The organism is Chitinimonas naiadis, from assembly GCF_054780835.1.
In genome coordinates this window covers 268,112-283,629 of the sequence record NZ_BAAGVO010000007.1, presented here as the reverse complement: position 1 = coordinate 283,629, position 15,518 = coordinate 268,112, and the positions used below count along the sequence as shown (strand labels likewise).

The 15,518-nt window shown below is 59.9% G+C and carries 11 protein-coding genes; all 11 read right to left on the bottom strand.

Features of this window, described 5'->3' with window-relative positions; genetic code table 11:
• Positions 1 to 16 precede the first annotated feature (16 nt).
• Positions 17 to 418 (bottom strand): flagellar protein FlaG, encoded by a 402-nt coding sequence (locus ACYVHK_RS21680; protein ID WP_460536490.1) that lies wholly within the window; start codon positions 416 to 418, stop codon positions 17 to 19.
• Positions 419 to 502: 84 nt separating this feature from the next.
• Complete coding sequence (locus tag ACYVHK_RS21675; protein ID WP_460536488.1) at positions 503 to 2,161, bottom strand: flagellin; 1,659 nt, start codon at positions 2,159 to 2,161, stop codon at positions 503 to 505.
• A gap of 146 nt (positions 2,162 to 2,307) precedes the next feature.
• A complete protein-coding gene (locus ACYVHK_RS21670) occupies positions 2,308 to 7,068 on the bottom strand; it encodes a glycosyltransferase (protein WP_460536485.1) in 4,761 nt (1,586 codons plus the stop codon).
• Positions 7,065 to 8,315: a class I SAM-dependent methyltransferase gene (locus ACYVHK_RS21665; RefSeq protein WP_460536483.1), complete on the bottom strand. Its 1,251-nt coding sequence runs from the start codon at positions 8,313 to 8,315 to the stop codon at positions 7,065 to 7,067. Before ACYVHK_RS21665 ends, ACYVHK_RS21670 begins: the two co-directional genes overlap by 4 nt.
• A 33-nt stretch (positions 8,316 to 8,348) precedes the next feature.
• Positions 8,349 to 8,900 (bottom strand): GNAT family N-acetyltransferase, encoded by a 552-nt coding sequence (locus ACYVHK_RS21660; protein ID WP_460536481.1) that lies wholly within the window; start codon positions 8,898 to 8,900, stop codon positions 8,349 to 8,351.
• On the bottom strand, positions 8,897 to 10,186 hold the full coding sequence (locus ACYVHK_RS21655; protein WP_460536479.1) for a DegT/DnrJ/EryC1/StrS family aminotransferase: 1,290 nt from the start codon (positions 10,184 to 10,186) through the stop codon (positions 8,897 to 8,899). The genes ACYVHK_RS21660 and ACYVHK_RS21655 overlap by 4 nt, the downstream gene beginning before the upstream one ends.
• 27 nt (positions 10,187 to 10,213) lie before the next feature.
• The gene (locus ACYVHK_RS21650; RefSeq protein ID WP_460536477.1) at positions 10,214 to 11,242 is read right to left on the bottom strand and encodes a hypothetical protein; all 1,029 of its coding nucleotides are present in this window, start codon (positions 11,240 to 11,242) and stop codon (positions 10,214 to 10,216) included.
• Entirely contained in the window at positions 11,239 to 12,231 is a 993-nt protein-coding gene (locus ACYVHK_RS21645) for a Gfo/Idh/MocA family protein (protein ID WP_460537084.1), read from the bottom strand. The genes ACYVHK_RS21650 and ACYVHK_RS21645 overlap by 4 nt, the downstream gene beginning before the upstream one ends.
• Complete coding sequence (gene pseI / locus ACYVHK_RS21640; RefSeq protein ID WP_460536475.1) at positions 12,231 to 13,283, bottom strand: pseudaminic acid synthase; 1,053 nt, start codon at positions 13,281 to 13,283, stop codon at positions 12,231 to 12,233. The genes ACYVHK_RS21645 and pseI overlap by 1 nt, the downstream gene beginning before the upstream one ends.
• Positions 13,276 to 14,811 carry a UDP-2,4-diacetamido-2,4,6-trideoxy-beta-L-altropyranose hydrolase gene (gene pseG, locus ACYVHK_RS21635; protein WP_460536473.1) on the bottom strand — a complete coding sequence of 512 codons (1,536 nt, stop codon included), beginning with the start codon at positions 14,809 to 14,811 and terminating at the stop codon, positions 13,276 to 13,278. Before pseG ends, pseI begins: the two co-directional genes overlap by 8 nt.
• Positions 14,808 to 15,515, bottom strand: a complete 708-nt coding sequence (pseF, locus tag ACYVHK_RS21630) for a pseudaminic acid cytidylyltransferase (RefSeq protein ID WP_460536471.1) — start codon at positions 15,513 to 15,515, stop codon at positions 14,808 to 14,810. Before pseF ends, pseG begins: the two co-directional genes overlap by 4 nt.
• Positions 15,516 to 15,518 lie beyond the last annotated feature (3 nt).

Here is a 15,518-nt window from a genome sequence, read left to right as displayed (position 1 = left end):
CCTCGCCAGCACTACCTCAAGCCTTGTCGCTCAAAAGCAGGCCTTGCAACTTATCGATTGCCTTCGCAATATCGACCACTTCCTGGGATGGAATCTGCCGGATGATTTCCTTGGAATTCACATCGACCACTTTGACGATATTGAGGCGCGTATCTTCATCAATGCTGAACTGCAGACTGCGATTGAAGGTAGCAATCGTCTCATTCAGCTTTTTGACTGACTCCTGCACGCTTGGTTGCTTCTGGTTCTGACCCTTTTGGTCGGTGTTCTCCGACTTGTTGGGGGCCGTTACCTGGGCGACGCCTTGCGCACTGACCACGGGTTGCTGTTCACCCACCACCGCGGCCCGAACTCCTTGGCCGTCCGTCTGCGTACTACCAGACGGAACCAGCGAAACTCCCACTGCTTGTACTTGCATGATGGCTTTTCCTTAGGCAAAAGCCCCGGCTCGCCTTTAGGCGCTGCCGGGGCAAGCTCTTCTCTAAGTCAATCGATCAGCTGATTAACCGCGGAGCAAAGACAGAACCTGGTTCGGCAGCGCGTTGGCTTGCGCCAGCATCGCAGTACCAGCCTGTTGCAAGATCTGTGCCTTGGTCAGGTTTGCCGTTTCAGCTGCGAAGTCGGCATCCTGAATCCGCGAACGAGAAGCCGAGATGTTTTCCGACGCGGTCTGCAGGTTGGCGATCGTTGCATTGAAGCGGTTCTGCAAGGCACCGAACTTGGCACGCTGGCTGTTCACCACCGACAAAGCGCTATCGACAATCCGCAGGGCCTGGTTGGCGCCGGCTACGGTCGAGACGTCCAGCGAGTTCACTGCGCTGAGGTTTGAGCCCAGTGTGTTGTTGGTCGTACCCGAACCCAGTGCCAGACCAGAGATAGAACCTGGCTGCGAACCGGAGGTAGCAATGACACCCGAAGCGAACGCGGTACCGCTTTGTGCAGTAATCGAGTAGCTCTTGTCGGAGTCCAGGGTCACTTGACCGCCGATCTTCAGCACGGCACCCGACGATTGGGTTGCACCACCAGCCGCACCGCCCGAACCACCGGCAGTGACGAAGGCTGCGGAAGCCAGCGGCACACCACCTTGGCCACCGGTAACCAGGGCCACAACACCACCCGACTGCAGAGAAACCGTCTGCATCATGATGTCGCTACCGTCGTCGTTCGACAGAATAATGCCGTTCGAGGTGTCGTTGAGGCGAGCAGTAATACCGGTTTGCGACGAGCGGTCGTTGAAAGCCTGGATCGATTCAGCCAGACCTGCAGCGGTCAATTCACCCACGCTGAAGGTCACGTTGACGACGGTCGTGTTCGAACCGGTCACGTTCAGCGAGTAGGTAGCGCGGCCCGATGCAGCGATCTGAGTTGCGGTGAAGTTGGTGAACTGGATGTTGGCGTCGTTGCGAGCCGTAGCGCGCACACCGGTACCCAGGGCATTGATCGAGGCGGCCACTTCACGGGCAGTCGAACCGGAGGTCAAGGAGGTCACTTGACCGCCACCGTTACCACCGTTGATCACCACACCGCCGGACGTGCCACCCGAGCTACCGATAGCCTGGATAACCGCGCCGCTGGCGCCGCTCAGGGTGGTACCGGACATGCTGCCGGTTACGGCGAAGGTAGCAAGGTTGATCTGGTTCTTGATCTGATAAGTACCGTAGCTGTTGGTACGGAAGTTGGCCGTGCTGGCGGAAACCACTTCGTTGGCATTGGCGCCAATCTGGTAAGCCGCAGTGCCGAACGAACCGTCGAACAGCTTCTGGCCGTTGAAGTCAGTCGTCACAGCGAAGCGGTCCAGTTCGGACGACAGCTGGGAGACTTCAGCATTCAGGGAAGCACGGTCAGTCGAGGTGTTGGTGCCGTTGGCCGACTGCACAGCGAGTTCGCGAATACGCTGGAGCAGATCGCTCATCTGGCTCAGGGCGCCTTCACCGACCTGCGCCAGCGAAACACCGTCGTTGGCGTTACGACGGGCCTGGTCCATACCACGGACCTGCGACGTCATACGCGAAGAAATGGCCAGACCGGCAGCATCGTCCTTGGCGGAGTTGATGCGGAGGCCGGTGGACAGGCGTTGAAGGGAAGTGCTCAGAGCGTCCGAGGTCTTGCTGAGATTTCGCTGGGCGTTGAGCGACGGGATGTTCGTATTGATGACTTGCATGATCTCGTCTCCTGCTAGGGGCTGAGGTTAAATTAACCAGGCGGTCAACGCCTTGCCACCTTTATCGACGAGTTCTGATGGAACTTTAGGGCTGACCGGCAAAAATTTGCAGGGGGCCTGCAATTTTTGCCGGTCGGGTCACTATCTTAAAACTCGAACCAGGCCGACATCCAGTCCGGCAGTCGATCTTGCAACATCCAATGGTCCAGAACATGCTGCCGCAAGGCATCACCGCGGCGTGCGGACTCATCCAGATCATTGATGTGTTCGCGGATCGCCTTCACCCACTCTGCCGTAGTGTTATTCACCAGGGTGATCGGATAGTCACCCTGGTACGGCGTGAAGTTGGTGGCAATCATCGGATAACCGAGGATGCCGTACTCCAACACCCGCAGATTGCTCTTGCACTCATTGAACGCATTGAGCTCCAGCGGTGCGATAGCCACATCCAGATTCAGGCTCGCCAGATGGGTCGGATACTCCTTGAAGGAGACACCACCGCGGATATCCGCGAGGTAGGCCGCGATAGGCTCCGGCGCCATGCCGAAGAATACCCACTCAACCTCATCCGCCAGCTCACGCACCACATCGTAGATGATCTCCAGGTCACCACCGTGGCTAACCCCACCGGCCCACCCAACGCGGGGTTTCTTCTTGCCGACACGGCGCTGCGGCTTGAACTTGCCCCAGATTTCGGCGTCGATGCTGTTGGGCACGACGCGGATATCGTGGTGCATGTCCCGGAACGCTTCCTTCAGCGGCTCAGTCGTGACGATGAACCGGTCACAGAACGCCAGGGCGCGCCGCATCTTGTCGGCCATGTCGCGCGGCAGGTCGGCACGATGCAGGCTCTTCTTGGGTACGGCCGTCATCAGGTCATCAGCCTCGAACACCAGACGGATATCCTTCTGCAGCTTGTACTCACGCAGGAATGGCAACTGGTGATCCATGATCTGCCGCTGCAGCACGATGGTATCCGGCTCCATGCGCCCAATCTCGACCATCAGATAGTGGTCGAATGACTTCCAGCCTTCCACCAGCCCCGCATTCACCGCAGCCGTGTGTGGCTGGATGATACGGTAGTTGCCGCAGCCCCAATCATCACCAGGAATGGAGAGCAACCGGGGCAGAGGCTTCCAGGGCAGCGCCTGCTTCGTCAATTGCGGACGAGGTTCGATCTCGAATACGCCGCCTTGCAGTATGAGGTTGCTGTTGTAGGCCGGGTCGAACGATAGCTCTCTCAACCAGCGCTGGTAGAGCAAGGCCTGGTTTGCGCGCTCCCGCTCCTCTCGCTGTTCGGCAGGAAGCAGGGACTCATTGAGCTGACTGGCACCGCGGCTATGCAACAGGTTTGCATAAGGCGTCCAGACAACACGATGCCCGCTCTTGGTGACTCGCAAGCAGAGGTCGTGGTCTGCCTGATAGAGGTCAAACGATTCATCCAGCCCACCTACCGTCTGGAAGATGGCACGACGAATCAACAGGCAGCTACCCGATACCGCCGAATAGTTCTGCGTGGTCTGCAGACGACCGTAGTAACCCGGCTCATCGAAGTGCAGACCCAGGAAGGGGCTTTCCGCCAAGCCCAGCAGGCCGAGAATGCGGCCGGCATCGTCCACGGTGCCATCAGGACGGAGGAGCCGCGGCCCAACGATCCCGACTTCCGGGCGTTGTGCTTCGGACATCATTTCCGACAACCAGTCCGCCTGTAGCGGCGTGACATCGTTATCGAGGAACAACAGGTATTCGCCGGTCGCCTCGGACGCAGCCTGGTTACGCAGCTTGGCCAGATTCTGCTCACCGGACACACGATAGACGCGCAGGCGATCCTCACCCATCCCATCCAGACCAGACAGATAGGTCAGCGTTTCCTGGTCCTCGCTGCCCATATCGATGATCAGCAGTTCGTAATCAGGCCAGTCTGTCGTATTGAGTACGCCTTCCAGTGTCGCTTGCAGTGCTGCGAGGTTCTCCCAGGTGAGAACGATGATGGAAACACGGGGCCGTTGTTCATGACGATAGCGGGTACGGTAAGTCCCTGGCAGGTTGCCGCTGCCAACCTCGGCGTCAATGCCGCGCCGACGGAGCGAGTCAACCAGCGCAACGTTGCCCGCTACGATACTGTCCTGCGTCGGCAAGGTATCGAGGCTGCGCTTTTCACTGCGATGATAAAGCACATCCGCAATGTGACCAAACACCCCCTGCCCGCCTGCCTCTTGCGCCCGCAGCAACAAGTCAAAATTGCTGGCGCCCAGGGCTTCCGGCGCAAAACCGCCCAAGCCAGCAAAGAAATCGCGCCGGACGAGGAAGAAGTCACCGATATAGGGGATCGACTGATAGTAGTCCGGGCAGAAATCCGGCTTGAAGTAGGGACTACCGTAGTTGCCGGCTTCATCACGACGATCTTCATCGGTATAGATGACACGCCACTCAGGATGGCTGTACGCGGCCTCCATGGCATAGAGCAAAGCATGAGGCACCAGCTCGTCACCCGCCTGCAGTACGGTCACCCACTCGGCGTCGCTGCCGGTCAGGATTTCATTGATCGCATTATTCGGATGCCCATCGTAGGCACGCCATGTCATGCGCTCATTTGACGCGAACCCATCCGGTGCCTGCATCGGCGCAAGGATGGTGAAGTGCACATGGTAATAAAGCTGATTGGCCAACGACTGTACAGAGGCGGCAAGGCCCGCCAGTGCCTCGCCACTCGCCACCACCACGGCATGCACCTTGGGCTGGACGCCCCATTCCACGATGCGCTTTTCATAGTGTCCCACCTCGACCGACGTCAAAAGATGGGTATGCAGGAACTGCTTGTAAGTCTCTGCTGGCTGAATGGCTGCCGGTGCCACGGGGTTATAGTCGGTCAACGCTTCTGAACCGAGCTCGGCTACCGTATAGAACTGCAGGGAACACAGCTCTCCCAGCTCTTCCAGCGTCACCCCTTTCAACACCATCTTGCCGCAGTCGATATCGCAAGGCACTTTGGGTGCAAAGACATCGTACAAGCTCTTCAGTCGTGGATCGATCCCGTTGACGGCCTTGGTGATGTGGTAGCCCGTCTCATGGAAGAAGCGCTTGATTTCCTTGAAGGTAAAGAACCGGATATGGGTGATATCCAGCAAACCCCATGCGTCATAACGCCAATAGCCGCGCGCCAGGTCTTCCATCAGGCCTGCATTGCGGGTATTCGGGATGCTGGTGACGATCTGCCCTCTCGGCGAGAGCAGCGGCTTGAGCTTCATCAGTACATCCCAGGGGTTGTACATGTGCTCCAACACGTCGGCGATGATCACCGCATCAAGCGTGCCTGGCTCTATCCCTTCGGCCACCAGATCAAAATCTTCAAACTTGCCGCACAGCACCTTGTCCAGGCGGGTTGCCGCCTTGGTCGCTGCCGCCTGGTTCAGCTCAATCCCCCAGGCCTTCGCATTGGGATATTTCTGCTTGAAAGCCAAGCCGGTACCACCGGCTGAGCAACCGATATCCAGCAGCAGGCGCGGCTCATTGCTGAACATCTCGACCAGATCCGGGCGACGGCCATCGTGATAGCCCGTCGCATCCATGTGCTCCACATCGAGCAGCTCTTGCCAGATGTAGCCCACAGGCTCCTTGGCCTTGAGCAACTGACGCATGAGCTCGGCCGAACGCTGGTGCGCGAGGCCATCCACACCGGTGTTGTAGCGCGGTGCGGCCTCTTTGACCTTGGCGCCAAGATGGGTACGCGTCTCGGCATTGGTGGCAAGGTGGGCCAATATTGGCGCGAGTTCTTCAGGTCCGACTTCAACCACGCCAGACTCTGCGTCGAAACTAGGGCCAAGCCGTACGCCAAACCAGTTCATCAGGTTCACGACCGGCGTACCCGCGATCATCGCCTCGACCTGGATGTTCGAATCGGTGCCAATGACAACATCACCGGCAACTACCCACTGCTCCGCACTAGCCGTGCTATAGCAGTAAGCGTCTGCCGTCAGCCCCAGCCCCTCGGCGATCTTGCGGATGATCGATTCCGCATCGAAATGCGTGCCAGGACGATCCTTGATGACAAATTCGGCCGCTATACCCGCATCGCGCAAATCCCGTACCGATTCAAGGAACTGCTGAACCCCTTGCTCAAAGGCCAGGGGGTTGCCCACGGCTGTCAGATTGGCAGCCCACGTCGTGGCAAACACAAGCCACGGCTTGTTCTTGTCCAGCTTGAACGACTGCGCCAGCTGCTCACGGTAGGTGTCCCGGGCCGCGATATGTGCGGGGTAGCTATCCCAGGCGGGATTACCCGTCACATAGCAGTGCTGGGGATCAACACCAATATCCAGGTAGCTCTCAAGACCTCGTTGCCCGTAGACGGCCAGATGCTCCGCAAACAGCGCACCATGGACGGTATAGGGCTTGCAGAGCGCAACGCCGTGCATCAGCTGCAGGCTCGGTACACCTTCCCGCTTCGCCCAGATCACGGCAGTCTTCGACTGCGCCGTCAGGTCCTCGCTGGCAACCAGCAAGCGGATCTCGAACTGTCCGTGAGCCGTCTGCAAAGATTGCAGCAAATGCACCATCGCAGGCACTTCTGCATCTGCACGATCCTTCAGCAATGGCTGGAATCGCGCCTCCTCCAGCTCCAGCAGCGCGCACCCGTCTTCCCAACCGGTCGTCGTGAAATAGTGGGCCAGCTTGTTCAGGTTCAGGTTGACCGCGTCGTGAATCTGCTGCTCACCGGTTTGGTCGAGCAGGCTTTCCAACTCCACCAACCGGCTGCCGAGGCGCTCCAGCGTCTGGGCAAGTTCAACGCTGAAATGCGCGCGCGGTGTCAACACGATCGTGCCCGGCTCATTGGCGCAGAACACTTCGATCACATTATGGTAGCGAGGCCATAACAGGGAGACGATGGCTCCTTGCTTGCTGGTCATTGTTGTTCTCCCTGCTGGAACACGTTCAGGTAATCGACAAGCATGTCGCGTACAAGGTTGTACTCAAGGCCCGGCCCCATGGGCACGCCGCCGTATTCGAATTTGGCGCCAAAATCACCACTCCGCCGCCATTCACCGGCAACGCGAAGTGCGTATTGATCAATCTGCTCCTGCAACTGCCAGTCCTCGAAAAGGCTGGTGATCTCGCCAGGAAGGTATTGCTCGATCGGCAGGCTTGGAAAATGCTGACGTACCACCTTGATCAACTCGAACAGGAAGAAGCTGTTACGAGGATGAGCAAGATGCTGACGTAGCAGGGCCAACTGAGCGGGCGACATAGCCGGTAGCGCATGGATGGCATCCCCTGCGCGCCAGGTTGCATTGAGGCGCTGCTGGTCTGCCAGCCATACGGCATTGGCGGCCGTGTCAGCGACCTTATCCAGTACAACCATGAAGCGCCCCGTCGCTGTACAGGGCAGCTTCCAGACCACTTCAGTCTCCAGCCAAAGGGCAAAGTCAAACAGCTTCTTGTCCGTGGTCATCCACCCGAGCAGACGATTCCACCAGTGCTTGGATTCAAGACTGGTCAGCCAGTGATTGCGAGTGCTGACGACGAAGCCACCTACCGGCACGATGGCATTGACACGGTAGCCATGCTGATTGGCCCACTCGACCAGATCCGCAGCACGAGCGTGCGACATGTAGCTGCCAAAAGCCGCCTCACCGGCCGCCAGCATTTGCTGGGTCTTTTCGCCGGTGCCATATACCGCTTCCAGATGGTCAAGCGAATGGATATCAAACAGGATACGACCGCCCGGCTTCAGGACCCGGTCCCACTCCAGCAGGATCTCTTGCCAGTGCGGAAAATGCACGACGACGTTGAGCGAAAGCAGGAAGTCGAAATGACTGGAAGGTGCAGGCAGATTGGCCACATCCCCAGGCAGCAGGGTCATGGGCGTGGTGCCAGCCAATCGCTGGGTTTCGTCCAGCATGGCCTGAGAGCTATCGATACCGGTCACATCCATGCCGCGTTGCGCCAGCGGAATCGAACCTCGACCGGTCCCGATACCCACGTCGATCACTTTGGGACCTGTGGCGTACCGCTCGATAAAACGCATCTCCAGCTGATGCTTCAGCTGGTTGGTATTGCTGTTCTCGAACATCCGCTTGGAGTACCAGGCCACCATATTGGCGTCCTTCCAGGCATCTGTTTTCCAGTCGATCAAGGCTTGTTTGTTATCACTCATCGTACATTCCTGTCTCTTGGTTTTGTTTTACGGTCACGTCGCAGAAAATTCGGTACGTAACACGGCAAACTCGATCACATCCACGAAGCGACCGTCCTTCCAGGCCGCCTCTATCCGCCGACCTTCTTCCCGCATACCCAGCTTGCCCGCCAGAGCCCGCATACCGGCATTGTCGGCAAACGTACCGCAATAAACGCGATGCAGCCCCAGCGCATTGAACCCATGCTCCAGCAGCAGGCGCCCCGCCTCATGGCCAACGCCACTGCCCCATACGGCGCGGTCCCCCAGCAGGATGGCGAATTCGGCCGATCGGCTGCGAGGATGGATCTGGTTCAGGGAGATATTGCCGACATGCCTGTCCTCCGCCGTCAGGACGATGGCCAGCGTCAGGCTATCCTGCCGTGACCGGCTGGTGCGGATGAAGTCCAAGGCCGCCTCCCGTCCGTAGGGAAAGACATGGTGACTATTGCCCGCACAGACTTCTCCGTCATTCAACCAGGCCGGATAAGGACCATCAGCATCCGTATCCGCCAATGCCCGTAGATGAACGCGCGAACCGCGCAGGAAGGCCTGCGGCGCACTCATGCCGTACCCTCGCGCAGACGATCCGTCTGCGTCAGCACTTTTTCCCAGGCGTCAGCCACGCTGTCTACATCCGCCCGGCTCAAGCCGGCGTGCACGTAATCGGCATAGAGCAACGATTCAAAGTGCATCTGCTCAGTGGTAGGACATAGCCCACGGCGATAATCCAGCGTGCCTTCGTAACCGCTATAGGTAAAGGGAAAGCCATCGCGGCCAAAGGCAATCTGCTGCTGGTACATGGGCTGCAGGTAGAGCGGCTCCACATAACCCTCGCCAACCGAGATGCCTTCCGCACGCAGTGCTTGCGCAAGCCGGGCGCGTGGCACGCCCGTCGAGGCGGCATCGTATTTGATCGCGTACACATACCAGCCGTGTTCAACATCGGCCAGGACATGCGGCACCGTGATACCAGGCAAACCTGCCAGGCGTTGGCTCAAATGGGCGGCATGGCTTTGCCGGGTGGCAAGCAGGGCCGGCAATTTTTTCAGTTGCTCGGCGGCAATCGCCGCCTCGATCTCCGTCATCCGGTAGTTGAAGCCCACCAAGTTGACGAGATTGGTTTCGCCTTTGGGCTTGACCACGGCTTCCGCATGATTGCGAATCAAGCGCATGCGCTCGGCTAGGTCCGGGTCATCCGTGACCGCCACGCCGCCTTCGCCGCAATGGATGGTCTTGTGGTAATTGAGGCTGAACACGCCGATATCGGCCAGCGTGCCGCTCATCCGGCCGCGATAACGAGCACCAGGACCTTGGGCGTTGTCTTCGATCACCTTGATGCCATGCTGGCGCGCCAGGGCCATGATGGGATCGAAATCCGCAGGCTGACCAAAGATGTCGACCACGATGATCGCCTTGGTACGCGGCGTGATCCGGGCGGCGATGGTCTCGGCAGACAGGCAGAAGGTATCGGGATCGATATCGGCAAATACGGGGATGGCCCCGTAGACAACGGCAGCAACCGCCGATGCCGACATGGTGTAGGGAGAGACGATGACCTCGTCGCCCGGCCCGACGCCCAGCGCGCCAACGGCAGCATAGAGACAGGAGGTGGCTGAGTTCATCGAGACCGCATGGGCGACGGAGAAGTACTTCTCCCATTCGCGCTCCAGCGACTGTACGCGATCACCACCATAGAAATCAGGCGTCCACGCACCGAGAAAACGCGACAGTACCGCGCTATCGAGTACCGCGTTGACAGCAGCCCGCTCTTCCGGGCCCAGTGTGTTGTAAGCGGGTAACGGCGCATTGCGCACCGGGGTTCCGCCAAGCAGGGCGAGTTCTTGCATCATGCCAAATACCGTCCAGGCACATCTCGTTCAGACCAGCATCGCCAACATGGCATCCAGCACACGCTGTGCGGCAAGACCATCCAGCCTGGGCGGGGTGATCATCTGGCCATCCAGCAGTTCGGCAATCACGCGGGCAAGCTCCGCAGGATCGTCACAACGTCGGCTGAGGCCTGAACGATTTGAGGGTAATGGGTCGCTATCCCAGCGGCCGGGTTGGTAACTCAAGACCCGGCAACCAAGATAGCACGCTTCCAGCAGCAGCATCGAGTGGATGCCAACTACGATATCGGCACATTTAAGCAAATCATGAGCCAGGACGTCGGAAGCAAGCCTGGTATTGGTCCAGACCTGGCCCAGCATGGTGAAATCCGCCGGGTTTTCACGCGGGTGCGGCTTGACCCTGAGCGCGATCGGTCTATTCAATTGCAGCAAGGCAGACTCAACGTCCTGCAAGGCCGCCTGCTCGTCGATATAGCGGTCCTGACCCAGTTGCCGAGCCAGCATGCGCAGGGGCTGGGAGACAAACACCAGCAGGTCTTCATCGTCCCCTACCCCGCAATTGGCGCGCAGAATCTGCCGCCGCTCGGCATCAAGCGGCGCCGCGCCATGGGCAAGCTTGTCCAGCGTCGGCTGACCGGTAATCAGCAGTTGCTCCGCGGCAAATCCCTCTGCCAGCATCTCCTGCCGTGCAAGTTCGTCAGGTACCGCTATGCGGTTCGGCAGGCACACGGTGCCATGCTGCATGAAACGCGGGCGATAGTTGCTCCAGAAATCCTGCAAGGCCAGGCTGGGCAAGCCCAACTCCCTCGCCGACTGTATCCATCGCAGTTCATACATCGACTCATTGACCGATGTGGAGCAAAGCAGGCCAGCGCATGCCGCCAGTTGCGGCTCGTCAGCCTCCTCGACATGCCAGCCACATTCGCGCCAGGCCGTCGCCGACTGGGCATAGGCAAACAACCGGTGCGGGATCGAACGCTCGCGCAACAGCTCGACAACCGGCGCCAGGGCGTTGCCGCCGCCAGGATCCCCACCCACGACCGCCAGCGGCTTCATGACACCCCTTCCGCCTGGCCTGTCTGCAGCGAGGTGCAGGCTGCTTCAGCAGCGCTGAGTGCCAGCAAGCCGTCTTCGGCCGAACAACGGATTACGGCACCATTTACAACGGCGTCTCGCAGATTTTCCACCGCGGCAAGCAGCAAATCACGCATGCCGCTGGTATCCACTTCCTGCTGGATGGGCAGCTTATACCCTGCGTAATAGGGGCTCTCCGCCGCCGCGTACCATTCGATGCGATGCCCACTTTCGGTAATACGTACGCGCCCCCGTTCGGCGACGATGTCCATCTCGAAAAGGCTATAGCTGAGATGCTCGCTGGCGAGCAGGGTGGCATGCAGGCCGCTCCGCAAGGTTATCCGCAAGTCAGGCGTGGGATCACCCTCGTAGTCGCTCGCCCGGCTGGGCCAGGCCTGTACAGCCGCCAGGGGCCCGATCAGGTAGCGCAGCAGGTCAAGCCAATGGCTGCCATTGTGGCGTATCCCCTTGCCGTAATACCCGGAGACCTGCTGCACCTGGCCCAATGCCCCGGCCGCCAGGGCGGTGCGGACACGTGCATGCGCCTGACAGAACCGGCGAGAGTAGTTGACGGCAAACGCCACCTGGCGCTCGCTCGCCAGGCCCAGCAAGCGGCGGCCCTCGTCCAGGCTCAAGGCCAGTGGTTTCTCCAGCAACAACCCCTGCAATGAAGGAACAACCAGCGCCTGCTCGGCCAAGGTGCTATGGAAACGATCGGGTGCTGCAATGCTGAGCAACTGCAATGGTTCGGTCGCGAGCATCCGGCCCGCGTCGAGATAACGTCGCTCGGGCGGAATACCGTAGCGATCGCCGCAGTTGGCCAGCTTGGCCGGATCCGCATCGGCAATCGCCCAGAGCTCCACACCGTCTGCGGCACGATAGGCCGCCGCATGGGTGTAGATGCCAATGCGGGCGGCATCGTCGTCAAACTCGCAGCCGATGCGGCCGCAGCCGATCAGCCCCGCCTTCATCACGCCAGCAACTCCCAGCTCAGCGGCGTACCGCGCTTGATCGCGTTACCCGCCTTGCGACCGATAACCACATCGAGCTCTTTCGGCGGCAGACCCAGACCGGGACGGATCGCCCGGACATTCTCGGCACTGAATACCTCACCAGCCACCATATCCTTGACCACATAGAGCGAACGACGGAACACCAGCGACTTCTTCTCGGCGCTGGTCGCGCCATATTGCACATGCCCCATGGCAAGCCAGGCCCGCTCCGTCTCTACCACGAGCGAGGCCAGCTCTTCCGGCTCCAGCGAGAAGGTCGAATCCACCCCGCCGTCGGCCCGCCGCAGCGTGAAATGCTTCTCTACTACGGTAGCGCCCAAGGCCACTGCAGCGACGGCGGCCCCCACGCCCATGGTGTGATCGCTCAAGCCCACCTGGCAGCCAAACAAGTCCCGCAGGTGCGGTATGGTTCGCAGGTGGGTATTTTCCGGTGTCGATGGGTAAGTACTGGTGCACTTGAGCAGGACCAGGTCCTTGCAACCGGCGGCACGGGCAGCTCGCACGCTCTCATCGAGCTCCGCCACGTTGGCCATGCCGGTCGAGATGATCATGGGCTTGCCGGTAGCCGCCACGCGGCGTATCAGCGGGATATCGGTATTCTCGAAACTGGCGATCTTGTAGGCCGGTACGTCGAGGCTTTCGAGAAAGTCCACCGCGCTCTCATCAAAAGGCGTCGAGAACGCCAGCATGCCCAATTCCTTGGCCCGGTCGAAGATAGGCTTGTGCCATTCCCAGGGGGTATAGGCCTCCTGGTACAGCTTGTAGAGCGAGGTCCCCGCCCATAGGCTATTCGGATCACCAATATGGAATTCGCCCTCATCAAGATCCAGCGTCATGGTATCGGGCGTATAGGTCTGCAACTTGAGCGCATGCGCGCCTGCCTTGGCCGCAGCCTCGACGATGGCCAGCGCACGCTCCAGCGACTGGTTGTGATTGCCACTCATCTCGGCAATCACAAAGGGGGCTGCATCCGCGCCGACGAGACGGTGACCGATCTTGAAGCTATTCATGACTCTCCTTCCAGGGCTCGTGCTGCCCTAGCGACACTATTCGTTCGAAATGCTCGCCCTGCTGCTGGTAGCCCGCCTGGATAAACAGCTTGATTGAAGCCCGATTATCCGGCAACACGGTTGCATCGATCTTTGCCAGGCCTGACCAATGCCGGGTAACGTACTGGTCACCCGCCGCCAGCAAGGCCGCCCCCCACCCCTGCCCCTCTTTACCTGGCAAGAGATAGATCGATACTTCCACCCGCTCGGATTGTTCAGCGTTACGGTCATATCGCAGGACCCCAACGGGCACCCCCTCGAACTCACCAATCAGCAAAAGCCGGTCCTGCCGTTGCAGAACCGCCTGCAGCCAGCTCAGATGTTGCGCCCAAATAATGGGCGCCGGGTTGATCGACCAACGCCTTACTGATTCAGCGTTACGTCCATCAAACAGCAATTTTGCATCGGCAAGCGTCGCTGCTCGCAAGGCCAGGCCTTTGACCAGCATGGCTGCAGCAACGCGTTGCGCCCCCTTACCATCGACCAGGATGCGGGATTTTTCGCCATACGCCTTTCTGATATCGGCGCGAATGGCCAATTGCTTGATCGCCCGCTGCAAATCCTCCTGACTTACTTCTGCCGAGGGACCAAGATAGCAGTGTGCATCCACCGCAGCCAGTTGCTCTGCATTCGGCTGCTGATTGGCCGCAACCGCGATGCATATCGTCGGCAGACCCAGCGCGGCCCGCTCCCAGCTGGTGCCGCCGCCGGCGCCGATGAACAGGTCGGCTTGTCGCATCAGGGCGGCAAAATCATGAACATGCTGGTACAGATGCCAGTTGCCATGTCCGGTTGCAACGCTCTGCAAGCGATCCCAGGCGGGATTTGCCGCACCGGCGACAAAATCGACCTCCAGCTCGGCCATGTCTGCCAGGGCGTTCATCGTTTTAAAGGTCTCGCCTCCCAAGTCCACACCACCAAAACTGACCAGTACGCGCTTTACCGAATCCCGAATCTCGATTGGAGCGCTGGCAAACTCGGGACGCAGCAAGGCATAGCGAGGGCCAAACAAGGTCTGGCAGCTCACGGGTAACCACCGCTCGTAGGCCGCCATACCCGCCGTCAAGCTCTGATCGAGCAGGAGATCGGCATCATGCGGGCGGTTGGCCAGATCGTCGATGACCGCGATATTTTGGGCGTAGCGGCGCGCGGCAGACTGCCAGCTGGCATCCAGCCCGTAGTGATCCAGCACGATCCAGTCAAAACGGGGGGCAGCCGGCAGCAATGCACCGAGTGCATCGATATCTGCCTGCCACGGTATGGGATCCTGAATGCGTTCGACCTGCGCCTCGCCAGGATATTGTGATGGCAGCAACAGCGCCGGAAAACCGGCCTCCGCGATCCTCTGTAGCGCATTGCCCGGCAGCTCCCGACAGGCAAAACTGACCTCCGCCCCCCTGGCGCGCAGCACATGCGCCAGGGTCAGGCAACGGGCGACATGCCCGGAGCCGATATGCCGGGAAGCATCCGCACGGATCAGGACCTTCACTGTATTTCGCCGCCGGCGAGCAGCGCTCCGTAGAGATACTCGGCCCGGCGCCAATCTTCGAGCGTATCGATATCCTGTACCAGGTACCGGGGCAATATCACCGGCAAGGCGGCCGGAGAGAAGATCACCTCGCCACGTAGCCAGGCATCCGCCCGGCCCCAGTAGAACTGGCCGGCGTCGTGATAGGCCTCCTCCAGGTCCTGCGAGCGGGTATTGCGATACTGCGGGTACAGGGCATCCACGCAGCCTTCCTCATCAAGGCGTATCGCGCGCTGGACCGGGAACGGGAAGCTGGTGACCGAGAAAGCATAGGCCTTGTCGGTGCGCTGGGTCAGTGCATCAAAGCCGGCGTGCAGGTAACGGGCTTGCACGAACGGCGCCGTGGCATAGATGCAGCAGGCCAGATCCACCGGCTCTCCCGCAGCCTGCAAGGCGCTGATCGCATGCTGGATAACGGCAATCGTCGTCGTGTGGTCATCGGCCAGTTCGGCGGGCCGGACAAACGGCACTTCGGCGCCGAGAGTACGCGCCAGATCCATGATCTCCTGGTCATCCGTGCTGACCACCACCCGGTCGAACAGGCCGCTCTGCTGCGCAGCGACGATGGAATAGGCAATCATGGGCTTGCCATGAAACGCTTTGACGTTCTTGCGCGGAATGCGTTTGCTGCCGCCGCGTGCGGGAATGATGGCTATGGTCGTCATGAT